Source organism: Streptomyces sp. NPDC043427, assembly GCF_056436655.1.
In genome coordinates this window covers 1-20,093 of sequence record NZ_JBWKCC010000053.1, presented here as the reverse complement: position 1 = coordinate 20,093, position 20,093 = coordinate 1, and the positions used below count along the sequence as shown (strand labels likewise).

At 68.2% G+C, this 20,093-nt stretch carries 19 protein-coding genes and 7 pseudogenes; 17 read left to right on the top strand and 9 right to left on the bottom strand.

Annotation, left to right across the window (positions count from 1 at the left end; genetic code table 11):
* Nucleotides 1-453: 453 nt before the first annotated feature.
* Both AC067M_RS44840 and AC067M_RS44835 read left to right on the top strand, forming a co-directional pair.
* Nucleotides 454-1,531: pseudogene (locus tag AC067M_RS44840) on the top strand (IS630 family transposase).
* A 123-nt stretch (nucleotides 1,532-1,654) separates the two neighbouring features.
* Nucleotides 1,655-1,993, top strand: a complete 339-nt coding sequence (locus tag AC067M_RS44835) for a hypothetical protein (RefSeq protein ID WP_478702762.1) — start codon at nucleotides 1,655-1,657, stop codon at nucleotides 1,991-1,993.
* A gap of 2 nt (nucleotides 1,994-1,995) precedes the next feature.
* Here AC067M_RS44835 and AC067M_RS44830 read toward each other — a convergent pair.
* Nucleotides 1,996-2,406: pseudogene (locus AC067M_RS44830) on the bottom strand (transposase family protein); the annotation flags it as partial.
* A 268-nt stretch (nucleotides 2,407-2,674) separates the two neighbouring features.
* Here AC067M_RS44830 and AC067M_RS44825 point away from each other — a divergent pair.
* A complete protein-coding gene (locus AC067M_RS44825; protein ID WP_478702761.1) occupies nucleotides 2,675-3,553 on the top strand; it encodes an FAD-dependent monooxygenase in 879 nt (292 codons plus the stop codon).
* 151 nt (nucleotides 3,554-3,704) lie between these two features.
* On the opposite strand, the gene AC067M_RS44820 is transcribed toward AC067M_RS44825, so the two are convergent.
* Complete coding sequence (locus tag AC067M_RS44820) at nucleotides 3,705-3,869, bottom strand: hypothetical protein (protein ID WP_478702760.1); 165 nt, start codon at nucleotides 3,867-3,869, stop codon at nucleotides 3,705-3,707.
* A gap of 530 nt (nucleotides 3,870-4,399) precedes the next feature.
* Between AC067M_RS44820 and AC067M_RS44815 the strand changes: the two genes are divergently transcribed.
* The 4 genes from AC067M_RS44815 to AC067M_RS44800 all read left to right on the top strand — a co-directional run bounded on the left by AC067M_RS44815 (nucleotide 4,400) and on the right by AC067M_RS44800 (nucleotide 7,121).
* Nucleotides 4,400-4,534 (top strand): hypothetical protein, encoded by a 135-nt coding sequence (locus tag AC067M_RS44815; protein ID WP_478702759.1) that lies wholly within the window; start codon nucleotides 4,400-4,402, stop codon nucleotides 4,532-4,534.
* Between the two features lie 333 nt (nucleotides 4,535-4,867).
* Nucleotides 4,868-5,335 carry a DinB family protein gene (locus tag AC067M_RS44810; protein WP_478702758.1) on the top strand — a complete coding sequence of 156 codons (468 nt, stop codon included), beginning with the start codon at nucleotides 4,868-4,870 and terminating at the stop codon, nucleotides 5,333-5,335.
* A gap of 20 nt (nucleotides 5,336-5,355) precedes the next feature.
* Nucleotides 5,356-6,525: a MalY/PatB family protein gene (locus AC067M_RS44805; RefSeq protein WP_478702757.1), complete on the top strand. Its 1,170-nt coding sequence runs from the start codon at nucleotides 5,356-5,358 to the stop codon at nucleotides 6,523-6,525.
* A 35-nt stretch (nucleotides 6,526-6,560) separates the two neighbouring features.
* Complete coding sequence (locus tag AC067M_RS44800; RefSeq protein ID WP_478702756.1) at nucleotides 6,561-7,121, top strand: CGNR zinc finger domain-containing protein; 561 nt, start codon at nucleotides 6,561-6,563, stop codon at nucleotides 7,119-7,121.
* Nucleotides 7,122-7,461: 340 nt separating this feature from the next.
* Here AC067M_RS44800 and AC067M_RS44795 read toward each other — a convergent pair.
* Both AC067M_RS44795 and AC067M_RS44790 read right to left on the bottom strand, forming a co-directional pair.
* Nucleotides 7,462-7,551, bottom strand: a pseudogene (locus tag AC067M_RS44795) (IS5/IS1182 family transposase); the annotation flags it as partial.
* Nucleotides 7,552-7,608: 57 nt separating this feature from the next.
* Entirely contained in the window at nucleotides 7,609-7,929 is a 321-nt protein-coding gene (locus tag AC067M_RS44790; RefSeq protein ID WP_478702755.1) for a hypothetical protein, read from the bottom strand.
* Between the two features lie 473 nt (nucleotides 7,930-8,402).
* On the opposite strand from AC067M_RS44790, the gene AC067M_RS44785 reads away from it, so the two are divergent.
* The 5 genes from AC067M_RS44785 to AC067M_RS44765 all read left to right on the top strand — a co-directional run bounded on the left by AC067M_RS44785 (nucleotide 8,403) and on the right by AC067M_RS44765 (nucleotide 13,260).
* A complete protein-coding gene (locus AC067M_RS44785) occupies nucleotides 8,403-9,035 on the top strand; it encodes a hypothetical protein (RefSeq protein WP_478702754.1) in 633 nt (210 codons plus the stop codon).
* Nucleotides 9,032-9,649, top strand: coding sequence for a sensor histidine kinase (locus tag AC067M_RS44780; RefSeq protein ID WP_478702753.1), 618 nt, complete (start codon nucleotides 9,032-9,034; stop codon nucleotides 9,647-9,649). The genes AC067M_RS44785 and AC067M_RS44780 overlap by 4 nt, the downstream gene beginning before the upstream one ends.
* A complete protein-coding gene (locus tag AC067M_RS44775) occupies nucleotides 9,646-10,296 on the top strand; it encodes a response regulator (protein WP_478702752.1) in 651 nt (216 codons plus the stop codon). Before AC067M_RS44780 ends, AC067M_RS44775 begins: the two co-directional genes overlap by 4 nt.
* 227 nt (nucleotides 10,297-10,523) lie before the next feature.
* Nucleotides 10,524-11,291 carry an ABC transporter ATP-binding protein gene (locus tag AC067M_RS44770; protein WP_478702751.1) on the top strand — a complete coding sequence of 256 codons (768 nt, stop codon included), beginning with the start codon at nucleotides 10,524-10,526 and terminating at the stop codon, nucleotides 11,289-11,291.
* A 133-nt stretch (nucleotides 11,292-11,424) separates the two neighbouring features.
* Nucleotides 11,425-13,260 carry an FtsX-like permease family protein gene (locus AC067M_RS44765; protein ID WP_478702750.1) on the top strand — a complete coding sequence of 612 codons (1,836 nt, stop codon included), beginning with the start codon at nucleotides 11,425-11,427 and terminating at the stop codon, nucleotides 13,258-13,260.
* Nucleotides 13,261-13,349: 89 nt separating this feature from the next.
* On the opposite strand, the gene AC067M_RS44760 is transcribed toward AC067M_RS44765, so the two are convergent.
* Nucleotides 13,350-14,249: a LysR family transcriptional regulator gene (locus AC067M_RS44760; protein ID WP_478702749.1), complete on the bottom strand. Its 900-nt coding sequence runs from the start codon at nucleotides 14,247-14,249 to the stop codon at nucleotides 13,350-13,352.
* Nucleotides 14,250-14,345: 96 nt separating this feature from the next.
* Between AC067M_RS44760 and AC067M_RS44755 the strand changes: the two genes are divergently transcribed.
* The 3 genes from AC067M_RS44755 (at nucleotide 14,346) to AC067M_RS44745 (ending at nucleotide 16,742) form a co-directional block, all read left to right on the top strand.
* A complete protein-coding gene (locus AC067M_RS44755; protein WP_478702748.1) occupies nucleotides 14,346-15,062 on the top strand; it encodes an SDR family oxidoreductase in 717 nt (238 codons plus the stop codon).
* A 279-nt stretch (nucleotides 15,063-15,341) separates the two neighbouring features.
* Complete coding sequence (locus AC067M_RS44750) at nucleotides 15,342-16,298, top strand: IS481 family transposase (protein WP_478702747.1); 957 nt, start codon at nucleotides 15,342-15,344, stop codon at nucleotides 16,296-16,298.
* A 9-nt stretch (nucleotides 16,299-16,307) separates the two neighbouring features.
* Nucleotides 16,308-16,742, top strand: coding sequence for an ABC transporter permease family protein (locus tag AC067M_RS44745; protein WP_478702769.1), 435 nt, complete (start codon nucleotides 16,308-16,310; stop codon nucleotides 16,740-16,742).
* On the opposite strand, the pseudogene AC067M_RS44740 reads toward AC067M_RS44745, so the two are convergent.
* Both AC067M_RS44740 and AC067M_RS44735 read right to left on the bottom strand, forming a co-directional pair.
* Nucleotides 16,674-16,853, bottom strand: a pseudogene (locus AC067M_RS44740) (IS701 family transposase); the annotation flags it as partial. The gene AC067M_RS44745 and the pseudogene AC067M_RS44740 overlap by 69 nt on opposite strands.
* Before the next feature lie 526 nt (nucleotides 16,854-17,379).
* A pseudogene (locus AC067M_RS44735) lies at nucleotides 17,380-17,697 on the bottom strand (IS5/IS1182 family transposase); the annotation flags it as partial.
* 30 nt (nucleotides 17,698-17,727) lie between these two features.
* Between AC067M_RS44735 and AC067M_RS44730 the strand changes: the two are divergent.
* Nucleotides 17,728-17,775: pseudogene (locus tag AC067M_RS44730) on the top strand (hypothetical protein); the annotation flags it as partial.
* Here the strand turns inward: AC067M_RS44730 and AC067M_RS44725 are convergent.
* On the bottom strand, nucleotides 17,763-18,842 hold the full coding sequence (locus AC067M_RS44725) for an AraC family transcriptional regulator (RefSeq protein WP_478702746.1): 1,080 nt from the start codon (nucleotides 18,840-18,842) through the stop codon (nucleotides 17,763-17,765). The pseudogene AC067M_RS44730 and the gene AC067M_RS44725 overlap by 13 nt on opposite strands.
* A 109-nt stretch (nucleotides 18,843-18,951) precedes the next feature.
* On the opposite strand from AC067M_RS44725, the gene AC067M_RS44720 reads away from it, so the two are divergent.
* Nucleotides 18,952-19,995, top strand: coding sequence for an aldo/keto reductase (locus AC067M_RS44720; RefSeq protein ID WP_478702745.1), 1,044 nt, complete (start codon nucleotides 18,952-18,954; stop codon nucleotides 19,993-19,995).
* 14 nt (nucleotides 19,996-20,009) lie between these two features.
* Here AC067M_RS44720 and AC067M_RS44715 read toward each other — a convergent pair.
* Nucleotides 20,010-20,093, bottom strand: a pseudogene (locus AC067M_RS44715) (IS5/IS1182 family transposase); the annotation flags it as partial.

Genomic DNA, 20,093 nt, shown 5'->3' with positions numbered 1-20,093 from the left:
CTTACGATCACGTTCGACGGCCGTTCGAGGCCCACATGGGGGAGCAATGTCAGAGATCGCTCAGTGGCTCAAGGACTGGCATGCCGCACATGAACACGAGCTTCGCTCTCGTGGGATCAGCTCTGCGGTGAAGCGGCCCGTCCCAGGAACCCCATCCCGAGGGCGGCCGAAGGCCACGGCACTGAGCCTCACACTGGAATCAGACGAGCGCACGGGGATGGTGTTCCTCTGGGAATCGGGTGCCACTTCACTGCTCTTCATCGACTCCGGAACCGAGCACACCTGGCAGGACCAACCGGTGCTCACCTCCGAGAACGAACTGCCACAGATCCTGGCGCCCCTCGTGAAGCTAGTTGAAGCAGCTACCGACGGTAGTTACTGATCTCGGCTCGTTAGGGTGATGTTTGCTGAACTTGCCGATGCGGGTGTGGTGTTGTCGGTAGTCCGTGGCGTGTGAGATACGCGGATGGGGGCGGGCTGACGCCTGCAGCACGGCGGCGTCGGGAAGCGGTGCGGATACAGGCGGCGGAGCTGTTCGCGCAGCAGGTCAAACCGCCCGAGGTGGCCCGGCAGCTGCGTGTGAGTCTGAAGTCGGCTTACCAGTGGCAGCAGTCGTGGCGGCAAGGCGGTGCCGACGAGCTGCTTTCGCGAGGACCGAGCGGGGCCGGTGTCGCTTGTCGCCACGCTGTCTGGAAAAGCTCGCCAGGTATCTCGAGCAGGGTCCGGCCGCGCACGGCTGGACGGAGGACCAGGTGTGGACCGCGGCGAGGGTGGCCACACTGATCGGCAGGAAGTTTCACGTCTCCTACAGCGTCTCGGGCGCGACGAGGCTGATGCACCGGCTCGGCTTCAGCCCGCAGGTCCCTGCGCGGCGGGTCGCCGAGCGCGACGAGCAGGCCGTCACCGCGTGGAAGGAGGCGACCTGGGCGGAGGTAAAAGAGTCCGGGCGGCCTGTGGGGGCTACATCTGCTTCAAGGACGAGGCAGGCTTCACCCGCCGACCGCCCAGGGGACGCACCTGGGGCCGGCGCGGCCACACCCCGCAGGTGACGGTGAGCGGACGACGCTCAGGCCGACTGTCCGTGGCCGGGATGATCGCCATGCGGCCCGGCTCCCGGACCCGGCTATGCCACCGCCTGCGCACCCACCGAGCGGGCAAAGGCAAACGTCGCAGCATGGGCGAGCGGGACTTCATCGCGCTGATCGACGGCGTCCACCAGCTCGTCAAGGCGCCCATCGTGCTGGTGTGGGACCGCCTGAACACCCACGTCTCCCGCGCCATGGGCAAGCTGATCGCCGAGCGTGAGTGGCTGACGGTATTCCTGCTGCCCGCTTACTCACCCGACCTCAACCCGGTCGAGTGGGTATGGGCGCACGTCAAGCGAAGCCTGGCCAACCTCGCCGTCGTCGCCCTCGACCGGCTCGAAGCACTCGTACGCAACCGGCTCAAGCGCCTTCAGTACCGGTCCGGCATCCTCGACGGCTTCATAGCGGGCACCGGCCTGGCCCTCGACGAACCAGCGTCACCCTGACGAGCCGAAGTCAGTAGTCATTGAGCCCATTCCAACTTCAGGCGACAGCCGATCGGCGCTGTGTCACGGACATCTGGTAGACCCTGGCTATGACGTTCTTGGCGGTGGTCGAGGGTGATGCGGGTGGATGGCGCATCGATCGAGATGCGTCTGACAGACGCGATCCGTGCCCGGTGGTCTGAGGTCGAGATCGACTCGATGCACCGCAGCGAAGTGCGCAGCCGCATATGGCAGTTCGAGACGGAGAACGGCCCAGGTGAGGCGTATCTGCACGAGGACGGTACCTGCCTGTACATGGACGTCTCGGAGGAAGACGCGATCTGGTTGGCGATCGTCTTTCGCGGGCTGACACCCATGAACCTTGACCTGGTGTTCTGCGATGAGGGTTACACCTTCGACGTTCGTCTGCGGGTGGGGACGACCGAGGCCGAATTGACGGACCTGGTGAATGCTGCGGGTTGATCTCAGCACGTGGCGGCGAGCTGGAGGACTAGGACGGCTTGGACGAGGCTCGTGATCCGGGTCGTCGAGCAGCGGAGCTTGCGGAGAAGTCGCCAGGACTTGAGGGTGGCAATGGCCTGCTCGACAAATGCACGGATCTTTGCGTGGGACCGGTTGACGGCCTGCTGGCCGGTGGAGAGGCTGTCCCATCGGCCGCGGTAAGGGAGACGGACCGTGCCGCCTGCACCCTGGTAGCCCTTGTCTGCCCAGCAGGTGATGCCGGCCTCGGAGAGTGCCTCGATGATGCCGTGCTCGCGCGCGGCCCGTACGTCGTGGACGGCGCCGGCCAAGGCTGGTGAAGCCCACATCAGACGCCCCTTCGGACCAGCTATGACCTGCACGTTCATGCCGTGCTTCTTGTGTTTGCCCGAGTGTGCGCCGTGAGGCGCTTGTTGTTCGAGTGGAGGTGAAAGACCACCACCGCCGCGCTGTCGCAGCAGGGCGGTTGAAGCTGGGGGCAGCCTGATCCGGGAGGTGCCGGGGAGGGTGGAAGCGGCCCCGACGAAGCCGGGACGTGTCAGCACTGCCAGATGGTGCGGGTCCGGCGAGCGAGACGGAAAGGAGTACGCGAGGAACCGGCGTCCACGCCTTGACAGCCCGCCGCGACCCGGGTTCAGCACCTTCGGGCTCCGGGGTGGGGTGATGGTCGCGCCGCTGCCCGGTGGGCGGTACCGCGTGGTCGGTGTCAGCCCCGACAGCCTCACGACGCAATGGCCCGGCGACCTCACCCTGGAGGAGCTACGGGCCAAGACCGTCGCCATCACGGGCGAGGACTTCGGGATGCGCGACCCGGTCTGGCTCTCCCGGTTCGGCAACGCCACCCGGCTCGCCGCCCAGTACCGGCGAGGCCGGATCCTGCTCGCCGGTGACGCCGCCCACCAGCACTTCCCGGCAGGCGGCGTCGGAATGAACGTCGGCATCCAGGACGCGCACAACCTCGGCTGGAAACTCGCCGCCACCCTGTGCGGCTGGGCCATTGACCACCTGCTCGACACCTACCACACCGAACGCCACCCCATAGGCGCCCAGTTGATGGAACACAGCCGCGCCCAGACCGCCCTGATGACCGGCTTCACCCCCGAAGGCCTCGACCTGCGCTCCCTGTTCAGCAGGATGATCGCCACCCAGCCGGCGCTCAACAAGGCCCTGTCCGAACGTCTCACCGCGCTCGCCGTCAGCTACGCCCCGCCGGACCCGACCGCCCACCCACTCACCGGCAGCCGCGCCCCCGACCTGGCCTTCACCGGCTCCGAGAACCACCTGTTCTCCCGGTTGCGCCCGGACAGCCACCTCCTGCTCGACCTGACGGCAGGCGTCCTGGCGGAGCGGACGCGGCCGGGGCTCGCGGTGCACACCGTAACCCTCGACCGGCCTCCGGCCGCCTGGGCCACCGTGCGCGCCGCCCTCATCCGCCCCGACGGGCACGTCGCCTGGGCCGGCACCGATGAGGACGACACCGCACTGTCAGCCGCCGTGGACCGGGCGCTCGCCACTACCCACCGCACTGCGGCCCGCTACTGACCTTGCCGGCGTGATTCGGGACTCGCCGCGGCGAGGTCGTCTTCCGCGAGGACGTGCAGAGGCCGACTGTCTGGTGCGGTTATCGTGCTGATCTCCTTGGAGCCTTCGACAACTCGAAGATCAGCCGGTGGCTGTTCTCACATCCGGGCACTCACCCCGACGCCAGCGCAAACGCCCGGATCAGGTGGGAGCCGTACACCACTTCCCAGGACACGACCGGAACCAGGCTCACCAGCAACAGCCCGGGGAAGATCCGGAACATCGGGGTTGTCGGCGGTGTCGATCTCCTCGGACCCTCGACGAGCAGCAGAGCCACCGACCGGACCGTGACAACCGGCACCCACCCGATAGACAGCCGCACCCGATTTTCCCGCCCTCGGGGCGACGCCGACAGGCGTCCGGCTTGCTCATTGAGAAGCCATCCGCTTTCCGAACGTGATCGGTTGGTTCAGCTGTGGTGGGCATGAACTCCGCTGTGCATCGGGAGAGATGGGCGTGGTTGGTCCGCTCGCGTCGCTTGTGGAGCTGGCTGGTGCCGTCGGTGCTTGGTCTGCTGGAGGCTCGGGCGAAGAAGGTCCGGGAGGAGGTGGCGCGGTTGCGGGCTGCGCTCGGCGAGGCGGAAGCTGCCCTTCAGCGGCTGTGAATGCCCGTGTGACGGTGACTGAGGTGCTGGCCGAGCCGTCTTGCGTGGTCGCGGAACCGCGGAGCGCTGTGGCGGGATCGGTCGTGCCGCACCGGGCCGAGGGCATGGATGCGTCGGGTGCTGGCGCCGGACTACGAGCGCATTGTGTCGGTGCTGGAGTCGGAAGCGGGCCGGGAGGGCGTGTTCGCCGCCAGCAGCCGGCCGTGGCTCTTGGGCTGGAGGCGGTCCCGGCGACGGTCGACGGGCTGCGGTCGAAGGCGAAACCTCTGGAGGAGCGGGAGTGGGCCCGGCAGGTGCGGCCCGGGGTGTTCACCGCGCTCGCGGCGCCGGCCGGCTGAAGGCGCCTGCCAGGGGCATGGTCATCGACCACAGCACCATGGCCTCGTCCATGGCAGACAGCGTCTCGACATCGCGCACCAGGCGGCGCGAGCGAGTGTTCACGTTCGTGTCACCCACGGGCAGCGAGACGGGAACGGGGTCGCCGCCGACGGAGAAGACCGCGACTCGGAGACACTGCTCAACATGGTTACATTAGCGTCTCAATGAACTTGACCTGCACGCTAACTTCTTCTACCTGCGGCGCATTAACCACATTGATCAGTCGTGAGACACCGTCTTGACAGGTGTCTTCTCCCGGCCCATGCTGGTACTCCTGACCGACAGGAGGCACCATGAACGAGCACGACGAGTACCTGTACTTCCTTCGCCGCGCCTTCGACGGCATGCTCGGCGCACTAGAAGAACTGGGTGATGACCTCGGCAACACGGCGCCGCACCTGCCCGGCGCCAACTCCCCGTACGCCATCGCGTACCACTGCGTTGCCGTGGCCGACTACTGGCTGGGCCACGTGGTCGCGGGGCGCCGCGTCGACCGCGACCGTCCCTCCGAGTTCACGGCGAAGGGGGACGTGCGGCATCTGCGGACGCAGGTCGACGCGCTCTTCGACCGGCTGCACGCAGACCTCTGCGAGGCGCTGCCGTCGCAACCGCCGCGCAACACACCCTCTGGCGACTCCGAGGGGCCGGACCGTCCCCTGAGCGTGGGGGGCGTCCAGCTTCACGTACTGGAGGAACTGGCCCAGCATCACGGGCAGGTGCAGATCACCCGCGATCTGCTGCGGGCGGGGGTCCCGGCATGAGGCCCGCACCAGCTCGGGGGATGCCCGGCTTCGACGACCTCGACCTCGACCGGCTGCGCGTTCGCGGCACCGTGAAATGGCACCGTCCGGAGCGAGACGTCCTGCCGGCGTGGGTGGCCGACATGGACTTCCCCACCCCGCCGCCGGTCGTGGCCGCGCTACACGAGGCCGTCGACCGCCATGATCTCGGTTACCCGGACTGGCCGGACGGCAGTCCGCTGCGCTCTGCCTTCGCCAAGCGGATGGCCGAGCGCCACGGATGGGCCGCGTCGGCCCACCGCGTGCGCGAGCAGACCGACCTCATCCAGTGTCTGCAACTCGTCCTTCACCTCGCGACGTCGGACGGGGACGCGGTGGCGGTGCACATTCCCAACTACCCGCCGTTCCTGTCGACGTTGCGGACGATGAACCGGCGGATCGTGCCCGTCCCGATGAAGGACACCGACGACGGCTGGCGGATGGACCTCGCCGCCATGGACACCGAGGTGAAGCGGTCCGGCTGCAAGGCACTCGTCCTGGTCAACCCCCACAACCCCACCGGCCGGGTGCTGACGCCCGACGAACTCGGCGAGATTGCGGCCATCGCGCGACGACACGATCTGCTCGTCATCAGCGACGAGATCCACGCCGAGCTGACCTACGCCCCCCACCGGCACATCCCCTTCGCGAGCCTGTCCGACGACGCCGCGCGCCGCACCGTGACCCTGACCTCCGCGACCAAGGCGTTCAACCTTGCGGCCATCCGCTGCGCCGTCACGCACTACGGCCCATATCGCCTCCTCGCGCTGCGGGACGCACAACCGCCCGACCTGTACGGCGCCGTCTCCCCCCTCGGGGTCGTCGCCACCCTGGCCGCGTGGGAGCACGGCGACGCCTGGCAGCGCGATCTCCTGACCGTGCTGGACCGCAATCGTCGGCGCGTCCGCGACGTGGTAAGCGACCGGCTCCCGCTGATCCGCCACCACCTGCCCGAGGCCACGTACCTGGCATGGCTGGACACCCGGCCGCTCGGCCTGGGCGAACCGCCGGTGGAGAAGGTGCTCAGGGACGGCCGGGTCCTGCTCGACGGCGGCACGCCCTTCGGTCCGGACGCCGAGGGGTTCGTGCGGCTGAACTTCGCCACCTCGCAGCAGGTGCTCGACGAGATCCTGGGCCGGGTCGTCGACGCACTGGGCGGGCGGGAGGGGTGACGACGGTGCCGGACGCCACCTGGCACCATGGCCCTGTGGATGATTTCGTCTTTGTCAGCGGGCGGCTCTCCCTGGACCTCGCAGGCACGCTGCTCTGGCGACGAAGCCGACGCATCGAACTGCTGCGTTCCCCCGACGACCTGCGACGCTGGATCCACCAGGCCGGACTGCTCGACGCGCCCGGCCTTCTGGACGCACGCGCCCTGTCGAGAACGTGCCGGCTCAGGGAAGCGGTGTACGCGCTGGTTGGCGCATGGCCCCTGACACCGCCCGCGGACAGCGAGGTACGGGAAGCCCTCGCCGAGGTGAACGAGACGGCCCGGCTGCCGCTGCCGAGGCTCCAACTCGACGAGAACGGTCGCCTGACACGTACCGGGGGCATCGACGAGGTGCTCGGCGCGGTGGCACGGGACGCAGTGGACCTTCTGGGCGGCACCGACTTCACTCGCGTCGGGGAATGCCTCAACGAGGACTGCACCCGGCTGTTCGTGGACCTGTCGCGGTCCGCCAACCGCCGCTGGTGCGGCATGACCGAGTGCGGGAACCGACACAAGGTGGCCAACTACCGCAAGCGGCGGCAGGGGACAGCACGCTGACGGCCTCCGAGCATTGCCTGCCGCCCGGTAGGAGTCCCTGCCGTACCGGGAGCACAGGTCCAGGGTGGCCACCCTGGCGAAGGTAGGCGGCGGCCAGGGCATGGTGCTGATCACCCGATCTCGGATTCCACCGGACTCATCCACGACGCTCATGACCAAGGTGGTCCACCAACGCCCCGACTGCGCTTCCTGCGTGGGGCTGAACGACCAGGCCGTGCGGTGTGTCCAACGCCGTCCGGCCAGGCGCCTGCTCATGAGCATGGTCATCGACCACAGCCCCATGGCCTCGTGCAGGGCAGGCAGCGTCTCGACATCGCGCACCAGGCGGTGCGAGCGCATCAGCCAGCGTTCTCTCCACCACCCATCTGCGCGGAAGCACCACGAAGCCGGTGGTGTCGTCGGAGCGTTTGACGATGTCGAGGGTGAGCTTGAGCCGGATGGGGTACGTGGTTCACTGCCGCGCTCGTCCACCGGCTTGAACCGTATCCTACGTTGTGAGGCGGATCAGCCGCTTGTAGCAGCAGAGGGTGCCTGCGAGTTCGAGGAAGGCCAGGGTGGCATCGATCAGGTGGCCTGCCGCCCTGCTGACGGATCGTGGGCGGGGGTCGGTCGAGGTGTAGCCGCCGTCGACCGGGTGTTCGGCGGGCAGCAGACCGCGACGCGCCAAGCGGGTGTGGATGCCGGGCAGGGCCTGGGCATCGTTCGCGGTGGCCGAGGTAGTGGCCCCGTCCGTGATCACGTTGGCGCTGCCGGAGCCGCAGGTCTCAGTGACATGCGCGGCGAACCCCTTCCAGCTGATGATGTGCACGCAGACCGTCGCCAGCTGGGCGGCGACAGACCCGGGCGCCCGTCACGCGGGTACCAGTCGGCGAAGTCCTCGTCGCACCACAGCCCGTCGAGGCGATCTCTCACCCACATCGCCGTCGTGCCGACCGGGTTGCTCGCCCGCGCGATCTGCGCGGCTAGAGACGGAACCTGCTCACCGGAACGGGGACGGAGCGACAACGGACACCTCGACAGCTGCATCGGTCTTCGAAACAGTCCCGAGCACGCCCGCTGATCATGCCAACGCACTTGGAAACTCCAAGATCCCTACACAGTCAAGCTGAGCTTTACCGGGGATCCTCCCTCCGGACACCCCACGGAGCCACCGGGCGGATCCGCGGACCCTCATACTGGACGCCGAAGCGGGTGCGCGACGCCCGGCCCGCGCCCATGCTCACCGACCCGCGCGCGGGAGGCGGGCGGCAATCGCCGCCGTAGGTGCGTAGGGTGGCGCGGGTGCGAATAGCTGTGTCCTCCGACCGGCGTGCCGGTTACCGAAGTTGGCCGGGGCGGATTCTGATCTCGGCGCTGGCCCTGTTGTTCCTCTTCTCCGTCTATGAGGACATGCGGGAACGGATCGTCTTCGACCCGACCTTCGACATGGAGGCCTTCGCCGGGGACTGGGTGCCGGTCTGCTCCGGAGCCCTGGCAGGGGCGATGGCCGTGCTGGCCGCGGTGCGCGATTCCCGATGGGTCCCGCGGGCCGCGCTGGTGGCCTGCGTCGGCACCTTCATGGCCACAGTGACATACCACCTGCTGCCCGTGAACATGGCGACCAGCGCGAGCAGCGGCAGCGAACTCATGGGCCTGCTGGTCCTCCTCGCCGTGGCGGTGCGCCGCTGCACGCCCCGGTGGGCCCCGGTGGTCGTGGCGGCCTTGGGCATCAGTGTGTTCTCCGTCCCGGTGCTGCGGGACTCGGATCCCGGCGACTTCTCCAACAGCACCATGCTGGAACTGGCCCTGGCCTTCGTCTGCGGCCTGGTGCTGCGCCTCTACGACGTCCAACAGGAACGCACCGGACAACTGGTCCGGCAGGAGGACGGCTCGCGCTCGCCCGCGACCTGCACGACACCGTGGCCCATCAGGTGACCGCGATCGTGGTGCAGCTGCAGGCCGTGCGCCATGTCACCGGCCGGGGCACCCCCGACCCGCGGATGCTGAACGAGATGCTTGAGGCCGTCGAGCACGCGGGCGCCGAGGCGCTGACGTCGATGCGGCGTCTGGTCGGTTCGATGCGCGGCGACGAGATCCCGCGGCATCCGGAGAACCTAGGCGAGGTGCTGACCCGCATCGTGGAGGAGGCACGGGCGACGGGACTGCCGATCCGGCTGGACCTCGGACAGGAGCTGCCGGAGGACATCCCCACAGAGGTCACCGGCGGGCTGAGCCGCGTCCTACAGGAAGCCCTGACCAACGCCCAGCGCTATGCGCGCGGAGCGCGGTCGGTGGACGTGTCCGTCCGGGTCGCGGCACGCTACGCCGAACTGGTCGTCGAGGACGACGGACAAGGCTCTCCGTCCGGACGCCGCGGCAGCCTCGGGCGGCTCGGTGGCGGCTTCGAGGCGGGGCACCGACCCGAAGGCGGGTGGCGTGTCCGCGCCTCCGTACCGCTGCACCCCGACGAGGCTTCACGGAACGCCCGTGCACGCGGGCGGCACGCCGTACGATCCGGATCGCGGCTACGAGAAGGCAGGATGGCATGACCATACGCATCCTGATCGCGGACGATCAGTATCTGGTGCGGGCCGGGTTCCGCATGGTGCTGTCGGCCGAGTCCGACATGGAGGTGGTGGCCGAGGCCGCCGACGGGGCCTCTGCCCTGTCGCTGGCCCGCGAGATGAGGCCGGACGTATGTCTCGTGGACATCCGGATGCCTCCGCCCGACGGTCTGGAGGTCACCCGCCGACTGGTTGGCGGCGGTCATCCCGGAGCGCCGAAGGTGGTCGTGGTCACCACTTTCGACCTCGACGAATATGTGTATACGGCGCTGTCGAACGGAGCGTCGGGCTTCCTCCTCAAGGACGCCGGTCCGGCGCTGCTGACCGAGGCCGTCCGGGCGGCCTTCCGCGGGGACGCCATGGTCGCCCCGCAGATCACCCTCCGTCTGCTGCAGCACTTCACCAAGGCGCGGCGACGCGGCGCATCCGAGCCGGCCGAACCGCTGACCGACCGCGAGGAGGAGGTCATCCAGGGCATCGCCCGCGGACTGACCAACCCGGAGATCGCCGCCGAGCTGTACATCGCGCCCAGCACCGTCAAGACGCATCTGGGGTCGGTCCAGGCGAAGCTGGGCCTGCGCAACAGAGTCGAGGTGGCGGCCTGGGCCTTCCGCTCGGGGCGTGCCGAATAGCGATCGCGCCGTAAGAGCGGTCCGGCCGGAACAGCGGTCCGGGGGTCATTTTTGCGGTCGGGCCGGAATGGCGGTCTGGCGGCGATCTCCCCCGATCGGGGGATGCGGTGCCGGATGTTCGGGGGATCCGCCGGCGGGTGGCCGGGCGGGAGGCTCATGGAGGTCGTCATCAGCGGCGACACCCTCTGCCACGAGGGCAATCCATCGAGCGTCCACCGAGGATCGGCATGCGCGCATACCCGCCTCCTTCCGCCCCCGAGAGCTATGCGGCCTACGCCACCGACCTGACGAAGGTGTACGGCACGGGGGACACCCGCGTGGTTGCCCTCGACGCGGTCACGGTCGGCTTCGTCCGGGGCCAGTTCACCGCGATCATGGGTCCCTCCGGATCGGGGAAGTCCACCCTGATGCACTGCATGGCCGGTCTCGACTCGCTGTCCTTCGGGTCGGTCCACCTCGGCGAGACGGAGATCGGCTCCCTGAACGACCGTCAGCTCACCCGGCTGCGCCGCGACCGCATCGGCTTCGTCTTCCAGGCGTTCAACCTGCTGCCCACCCTGAGCGCCGTGGAGAACATCACCCTCCCCATGGACATCGCGGGCCGCAAGCCGGATCGGGCCTGGCTGGAGAGCATCATCCAGATCGTCGGCCTGGCCGACCGGCTGGACCACCGGCCCGGTCAGCTCTCCGGAGGCCAGCAGCAGCGCGTCGCCGTCGCCCGCGCGCTGGCCGGGCGGCCCGACATCGTCTTCGCCGACGAGCCCACCGGCAACCTGGACTCCCGCAGCGGGGCCGAGGTCCTCGAGTTCCTGCGCGGCTCCAAGAGCGCGCTGGGCCAGACCGTCGTCATGGTCACTCACGACCCCGTCGCCGCCTCCTACGCGGACCGCGTCATCTTCCTCGCCGACGGGCGCATCGTCGACGAACTCCACGCGCCCACCGCCGAGGCCGTCCTGGAGCGCATGGGACGCCTGACACCCGCGTACCAGGTCTGACGCCCACGCCACACCTGACGTCCGCTCACCGCGCCTGACGCGCGTACGCCCCGAGTGACGCGCGTACGCCCCGCGCCTGACGCGCGTCCCGTTCCCCGAGCACCCCTCACCCGGCACCCCCGGAAGGCCGCCCGTGTTCCGCACCGCCCTGCGCAACGTCCTTGCGCACAAAGCCCGCCTGCTGATGACCATGCTCGCCGTTCTGCTCGGCGTCGCCTTCGTCGTGGGCACCCTCGTCTTCACCGACACCGTCCGCAATGCCTACAAGGAGCGCTACCTCACTACCCTGCGCGATGTCTCGGTCCAGGTCACACCGCCGTTCGACGAAGAATCCGGCAAGCCCGGAACCGCGGGGGAGGACACGCTACGGCGCCTGCAACGGCTGCCCGGCGTGGCGTCCGTGACCGGCTCTCTCGAAGGGTTCGCCGCCGTGGCCGCGAAGGACGGCCGCCCCCTCGCCGAGGACAAGGTGTCCATGGGGGGCAACTACTTCCCCCAGGCCGACGGCAAGGACGACCGCCACCCGCTGACCACCGGACGCGCCCCCACCGGGCCCGACGAGGTGCTGGTGGACACCAGCACCGCCGACCAGGGCGGCTACAAGGTGGGCGACACCGTCCGGCTGGCCATCGACGGACCGGTGCTGCACAAGAAACTCGTCGGCATCGTCCGCACCGACAACACCTCCGGCTCCGGCGGCACCGCGGTGTTCTTCGACAACGCCACCGCGCAGAAACTGTTGCTTAAGCCGGGTCAGTACGACGGTTTCTCCCTCAAGGCCGAGCGCGGCGCTTCCGAGCAGCGGCTCGCGGACGAGGCGCGCGACCTGCTGCCCAAGGACTCCGAGATCAGCACGGGTGCGCAGTTGCGCGAGCAGCAGCGGGCCGCGGCCGCCGAGGGGGCGGACGGGCTCGGCCAGGTGCTGCTCGTCTTCGCGGCCATCGCCCTGTTCGTCGGCATCTTCGTCATCGGCAACACCTTCACCATGCTGGTCACCCAGCGTTCGCAGGAAGTGGCCCTGATGCGGGCCGTCGGCGCCGAACGCCGCCAGGTGACCCGTTCCGTCCTCATCGAGGCCGCCCTGCTGGGGCTGAGCGCAGGGGCCGCGGGGTTCCTCCTCGGTATCGGCGTGGCCATGGCCATGCGGCAGCTGTTCGCGTCCACCGAATCCGGTGTCCCCGACGGGCCGTTGGTCGTCGCTCCGGGCACCGTGCTGGTCTCGTTCCTGGTGGGCGTGGTCGTCACCATGCTCGCCGCCTATCTGCCGGCCCGCCGCGCCGCCGCCGTGCCTCCCGTGGCCGCCATGTCCGCGCTCCACACACCCCCGCCGGCCCGCAGCCTCCGCAGGCGCAACGCCATCGGTGTCGCCCTGATCGTGATCGGTGTGCTCGGCGTGGTGTTCGCGGCGTCCATCGGCGAGCAGGGCCGTACCATCGTTCTCTTCCCGTCCGCACTCCTGCTCATCGGCATCATCGTGGTGACCCCGGCGCTCTCCGGCCCGGCCATCGCCCTGGCCGGGCCCCTCCTGCGCCGCTTCGGTGTCCCGGGCAAGCTGGCCCCGCGCAACGCCCGGCGCAACCCCCGGCGCACCGCCTCCACGGCCTCGGCCCTGATGATCGGGCTGTCCATGGTCACCGGCCTCACGGTGGTCGCGGTGTCCGCCGCGACGTCGCTGCACCAGCGGGCCGAGAACACTGTTACGGCCGACTTCGAGATCTCGTCGAGGAGAGGCGACCACCTGCCCGCGTCGGTCCATGGCGCCCTGGCGAAGTCCACGGCCGTGACCTCCTCGAGCCCTCAGCGCCAGAGCACCGTCCGGATCGGCGGCAACGAGGACAACCTGACCGGTGTGGACGCCCGGAGCATCGGAGACCTCCTCGACCCGAGCTTCGCTGCGGGGTCGCTCGCGGCACTGGGCGCGGGCGGCGGCAAGAACCTGCTGATCGACACCACCATGGCCGACGACTAGGTGTTCTGTCCACAGAGGTTGGTGACGATGTAGCTCTGGTTGGTCTCCCGTGGACACGGCAGAGTCCGGTGGCATGGCGAGCAGTCGCGTCAGGCGAGCGGGTCGGCGTTCAACGCGCGGGTGCAGTCGGTGGGGGTACTGCGTAGCCCGGCTGCGGCTCGGGCCAGCGCGGCGAGGGCCGGCGAATGGTGGCCAGCTGGCCATGCGAGCACGGTCGTGATGTCCGGGGCGTCGACGACGGGCACCGCAACGTGGTCGGGCCACTGCCATGCGCGGCTGGAGGCAGGGATGACGAGCAAGGTCTTGCCGAGTGCGACGAGCTGAGCGAGCTGCGACTGGGTGTGCACCTCTGGCCCGGGGCCGTCGGGGTAGGAGCCGTCGAGCCGGGGCCATCGGGCGAGGGGCAGGTCCGGCACGTTTCCGACGTCCGCGAGGGTGAGCTGGGGACGTGCGGCGAGCGGGTGTCCCGACGGGAGGAGGGCGACTTGGCCTTCGGTGTAGAGGTCTTCGGTGTGGAACCCGGCCAGGTCGTCGACCGGCCGGTGCATGAGGGCCACATCCGCGCGCCCGGTGCGCAGGAACTGTGCCTGCTCACCGACCTCGCACAGGACGACTTCGACCGGTGCCGTATCGGCGTCGGCTGCCGACGAGGCGAGGAGCTGTTGCAGCAGCTCGTGTGATGCGCCGGCTTTCGTCACCAGGACCAGCGGCCGTTGGAGATCTGTTGCCCGCCGGGTCCGGCGCACGGCAGCCGCGACCGCGTCGAGGGCCAGGCGGGCTTCGCGCAGCAGCACATCGCCGGCGCCGGTCAGGGCTACCCCCCGTCGGTCCCGGTCCAGGAGCTGGACGCCCAGCCGACGTTCCAGCTGTCTGATGGCGCGGGACAGCGGTGGCTGCGCGATCCCGAGCCGCTGGGCCGCGCGCCCGAAGTGCAGCTCCTCGGCGACCGCGACGAAGTACCGCAACTCACGGGTCTCCAGGTCGTCCATGTGCACACCTTATTCCCCTTGTGATACCCGGCGGGTATCACAAGGTACCCGATCCATATTGGACGAAACGGACGCCGGGCGCTGAGCATGGGCAGCATGAACGACAACAAGACAGCGCTGGTCACCGGCGCGAACAAGGGAATCGGTTTCGCTATCGCCCAGGGTCTTGGATCCCTCGGCTTCACCGTCGCGGTTGGGGCGCGCGACGACGCCCGGCGTGCGGAGGCCGTGGAGCGGTTGCGGGCCGCAGGCATCGATGCGTTCGGAGTCGCCCTCGATGTCACCTCCGACGACAGTGTCGCCGCAGCGGCGGCGAGCATCGAGAAGGAAGCCGGGCGACTCGACGTGCTCGTCAACAACGCTGGAATCTCCGGCCGGTTCGAGGACGGGGCGCAGGACCCCGTGACCCTCGACCTCGACGTCCTGCGCACGGTCCTGGAAACGAACGTGTACGGCGTGATCAGGGTGACGAACGCGATGCTCCCGCTGCTCAGCCGTGCCGCCGCGCCCCGGATCGTCAACATGTCCAGCAACATGGGCTCGCTGACGCTTCAGACCGGCCCGGTCATGGCCGCCTACGCACCATCCAAGTCGATGCTCAACAGCATCACGGCGCAGTACGCCCGCCGATTCGCCGACACGAACATCATCGTGAACGTGGCATGCCCCGGGTACGTCGCCACCGACTTCACCGGATTTACCGGGGAACGCACACCGGAGCAGGGCGCCGCGATCGCCCTTCGCCTGGCCACCCTCCCCGACGACGGTCCCCGAGGTGGCTTTTTCGACGACAAGGGAGCCGTCGCCTGGTAGCTCTGCGCGCCGCGCGAGGGCCAGGTGGCAATAGTCGCGACACGCACCCGCCGGGAACTGGGGTGGACCCACACCACACCGACCTGCTCAGCGTGATCGGCGAGCCCCGCCTGAGAGAGCTGGCGACCCGCGAATGGCGCACGCGCTCCAGGCGAGCCCATCCACGTTTTCACAGCTCACTACGGACCTCATCACTTGACGGCGCCCACAAAACGGCCGGGTGTACGAGACATGACTCGTACACCCGGCCATTGCCATCCTCCGAGCAGAAAGACCTGCATGGTCCACCGCAACGCGCCCCTGACCGAGACTGGCCGCCTGCGCCTGGCACAGTGCGTCGTCGACGATAAATGGCCACTCCGCCGAGCGGCTGAACGCTTCCAAGTCTCACCCACCACAGCGAAACGGTGGGCCGACCGCTACCGCGAGCAGGGACCTGCTGGGATGGCGGATCGCTCCAGCCGCCCGCACCTCAGCCCGCGTCAGACGCCGACCCGCACCGAGCGGCGCATCATCAAAGTCCGCGTCCTGCGCTGCTGGGGCCCAGCCCGCATCGCCTACTTGCTTGGTCTCAATCCCGCCACCGTGCACCGAGTACTTACCCGATACCGAATCGCCCGGCTGTCGCACTTGGACCGCGCCACGGGCCGTGTCATCCGACGCTACGAACACGCCGCACCAGGCGACTTGATACATGTTGACATCAAGAAGCTCGGCAACATCCCCAACGGTGGCGGTCATCAGGTGCTGGGTCGTCAGGCCGGTCGCAAGAACCGAATCGGCGGCGGTGGCTACAGCTACCTCCACAACGCCGTCGACGATCATTCCCGCCTGGCATACAGCGAGATCCTCGCCGACGAGAGGAAGGAGACCGCCGCCGCGTTCTGGGCCCGGGCGCAGAACTTCTTCGGCCAGGCCGGAATCACCGTCCAACGCGTCCTGACCGACAACGGCTCCTGCTACCGCTCGCGTACCTGGGCCAACACACTGGCTGACGAAGGGATCACCCACAAACGCACTCGCCCCTACCGCCCACAGACCAACGGCAAGGTCGAACGCTTCAACCGCACCCTCCTCGACGAATGGGCCTACGCCAAGCCCTACCTCAGCGAGCAGGAACGCCGCGACGCGTTCCCCGGGTGGCTCCATACCTACAACCATCACCGGAGACACACCGCTCTGAAGGGGCTGCCACCCGCAAGCCGTGTCCCTAACCTCTCAGGTCAGTACAACTAGGGATGGACCATGGGCCAGCGGGTGCCGGTGGTCTACGGCGACGGCAGCCGGGACACCCTGCGGATCGGCGGCATCTACCACGACGACGAATTCCTCCCGGCCACCATGATGCCGCTCGCCACCCTCCAGCCCCATCTGAAGGAGATCGAGGACACCTCGGTCCTGGTGCACACCAAGGACGGCGACGGCGAGACGGTACGGCGGTCCCTGCAGCGCGCCCTCGACCAGAACCCGCTCATCCAGCTGCGGAACACCGACGACCTGGCCGATTCCGCCGGTGGCGGGGACATCACCCTGCTCCTCAACATGCTGTACGGGCTGCTGGCCATGGCCGTGGTGATCGCCGTCCTGGGAGTCGTCAACACCCTCGAGATGTCCGTCCTCCCAGCAGGGGCGGATCGCAACGTGTGCCCAGTCGTAGACGCGTTCGCCGTGCGCGCCTAGCCCGCCCGAGATCCGCTTCCAGCGCTGCCGGGGCAACGCGGCGATCAGGCGGTCAACGCGTTCCTCGCGCCAACCCGTCGTGATCACTGTGTCGTTGACCTTAGACGTCATCCGCTTTCCGGACGTGATCGTTTGGTTCGGGCTGGGTGGCATGAACTCCGGTTGGTGGCGGGAGAGATGAGCGTGGTTCGTTCGCTCGTCTGGCTCGTGGAGGTGGCTGGTGCCATCGGTGCTCGGTCTGCTGGAGGCCCGGGAGAAGAGGGTCCGGGAAGAGATCGCGCGGTTGCGGGAGGAGGCCGAGCGGGTGCAGGCCGCGCTCGGTGAGGCGGAAGGAGCCCTGCAGCGGCTGGTGGATGCCCGGGCGACGGTGGCCGAGGTGCTGGCCGAGCCTTCTTCGGCAGTCGCGGAGCCGGTGCGGGGCGCGATGGCGGGTTCGCCGGTGCCGCACCGGATCGACGGCATGGCGGCGTCGGTACTCCCGCCGGACTATCAGCGGATCGTGTCGGTGCTGGAGTCGGAGGCGGGCCGGGAGGGGATGCGCTGCCAGCAGCTGGCCCTGGCCCTGGGGCTTCAGGCGGTCCCGGCGAAGGTCGAGGGGCTGCGGTCGAAGGCGAAACGTCTGGTGGAGCGGGGGTGGGCGCTCCAGGTGCGGCCGGGGGTGTTCACCGCGCTCGCGGTGCTCGCCGGCCACGGCGGCCGGCCGGGTGCGGGGACGGCCGACGGGCAGGCGGACCCGCACTTTGTTCAGGACGGCGATGAACTGGGGGCTGTCGGCGGCCTGCCCGGCGGTCAGAAGAAGCGCCATCGGCCGGCAGCGCCGGTCGGCGGCCAGGTGGAGCTTGCTGGTCAGCCCGCCGCGGGACCGGCCGAGCAGAGCGGCCTTCAGCCGGGCCCGCCGTCTCAGGCGGATGCGTCGGCGTTCGGCGCGGGCGGATCGCTTTCGCTGTCCTGTCCGCGGGGCCTGTCCCGGACAAGGCCCCAGGACATGCGGTTGCTGATCAGGCAAGACATGGGTTTTGCCTATCTCCTGCCCCTGGCGGTGGCGGTCCTCCGAGCCGACCCACTGGCGGAAGGCGACATGGCACGCAATGCCCCTGGGGCTGCGGGGACCACGACGCCGGGATCCAAGTCAGTCTTCACCACCGCGTTGCGGTAGTGCCGGGGTGAGAACCCGACTTCGCGCCGGAACGCTGTGCTGAAGGCGCTTTCAGATTCATAGCCAGTTGCAGCTGCTAGTTCAGAGATGGACAAACTACCGTTGCGCAGAGCGTCTCGGGCCAGAGTCATTCGCCATTTGATCAGGTAGGTCAACGGGGGTACACCCACTTTGGCCTTGAACGCTGCGGCAAACACTGAACGTGACATCTGACCGATCTCAGCGAGTTCGGCGAGCGTCCATCGTCGGCTTACCTCGTCGTGGATCGCCCGCAGCGCCGCCCCGACGCCATCCTCGGCCAGCGCTGCGATCCATCCGCTGGGTTGTTCGTTGTTGTCAGCATGCGCTCGCAGCATGTGGACGAAGATGATCTGCGCAAGGTGCTCCAGCACCAGAGGGGTTCCCGCATCGAGCGATTCGATCTCGGAGACCAACAACGAGGCTAGGTTCATGAACAGCGGTCCGCGCGGATCGCCGGACCGGACAAGGACTATCCGCGGAAGTGCATCGAGCAGCATCGCGGTGTCGCTGCCTTCGAACGTGAAGTCGACGCTGCAAGTGTATGAGTCCTCGTCTGCCTCGGCTCCGATGCGGAATCCTCTGCCGCTCGTGTTCCGCGGCAGCGTGGTGGCCGGGCACGCCACAACCTCATCGAGCGTGCTACTCAGCGTGTACTGCGGAGGGTGACCAAGCAGGTAGAAGTCCCCTTCGTCCAGCAGCATCGGATCATGACCTTCGAGCCTCAACCAGCACTGTCCTTCGACAACAACGCCGAGCTTGACGTGAGGAAAGGGGGCAAACCGCACGGCCCACGGACCGGCGGCGTGCAGCGGTGCGGGCACAACCGTGCGTGGACGGAGCAGCCCCATAACTCCGGCCAACGGATCGCGGGGACCAAGTACGACGCGATCCGAGGACGATACGTAAAGAACTTCGGACTCCACGTTATGGACCGTACCAGAGAACCTGGCTGATGATTGTGCCGTTCCAGCTTCTGCTGGCACGGCTCACGACAGCATCATTGCCAACAAACCTCGCATTTAGGAGCGAACTGTGCGTTATCGATACCTTGGCCGATCAGGACTGCGTGTCTCGGCGGTCTCTCTGGGAACCGGAAACTTCGGAGCCGGCTGGGGACACGGGGCGACCGTTGCCGGGGCACAGGAGATGTACGACGAATATCGTGCGGCCGGCGGAAACTTCATCGATACCTCCAGCAACTATCAGTTTGGGGACGCGGAGCTCTATCTCGCCGAAATGATCGCCTCACATCGCGACGAGGTGGTCCTGGCAACCAAGTACGCAACGGGCACCACGATGGACAGCGGCCTCCAGGCGACCGGTAACGGCAGAAAGGCCATGGTGCAGTCGCTGGAGGCGAGCCTGCGACGTCTGAAAACCGATCGCGTGGACCTGTTGTGGGCCCACGTTCCCGACTATGCGACTCCTATCGAAGAAATCATGAGTGCCTTCGACGATCTTGTCCGTTCTGGCAAGGTGCTCTATGTTGGCCTCTCCAACTTCCCCGCCTGGCGGGTTGCGACAGGCGCGACGATCGCCGCGGCACGAGGCTGGGCCCCCCTGGTCGCCATCCAGACCGAATACAGCTTGGTCGAACGCGCCGCAGAACGCGATCTGCTGCCGATGGCGGAAGGCTTCGGACTGGGGGTGCTGGGATATTCTCCCCTCGGCGGAGGCATGCTGACCGGAAAATATCGCCGCGGCGAAACCGGCCGCGCGCAGAGTTCGATCAGCCAGTTCCTGCACAACGAAGAAGACGGCAACAAGGCTGTCACACTCGACACAGTGGAAACGATCGCCCAAGAAGCGGACGTCAGTGCTGACGCGGTGGCGCTCAGCTGGTTGATGTCCAAGGGAGTCATCCCAATCGTCGGCCCACGAACAACCGAGCAGCTGAAGACCAATCTTGCAGCCACCGAGCTTCATCTGAGTCCAGAACAGATCGACAGGCTCGACACTGCCAGCGCACTACAACTGGGCTACCCGCACAACATGAAGACTGACCCGGGCGTCGCCCAAGCCGTCACGGGCGGGAAAGCGAACCTGCTCGACGCCCCTTCCTTGACCATCCCCTAACTGAGTGAGCCTTTTCAGCGTTGCCTCTCCAGGGTGAGGACGGCCTTGGCGATGACGGTCATGCGATTGGGGCTGATGCGAGCTCTGCGGAAGATCTG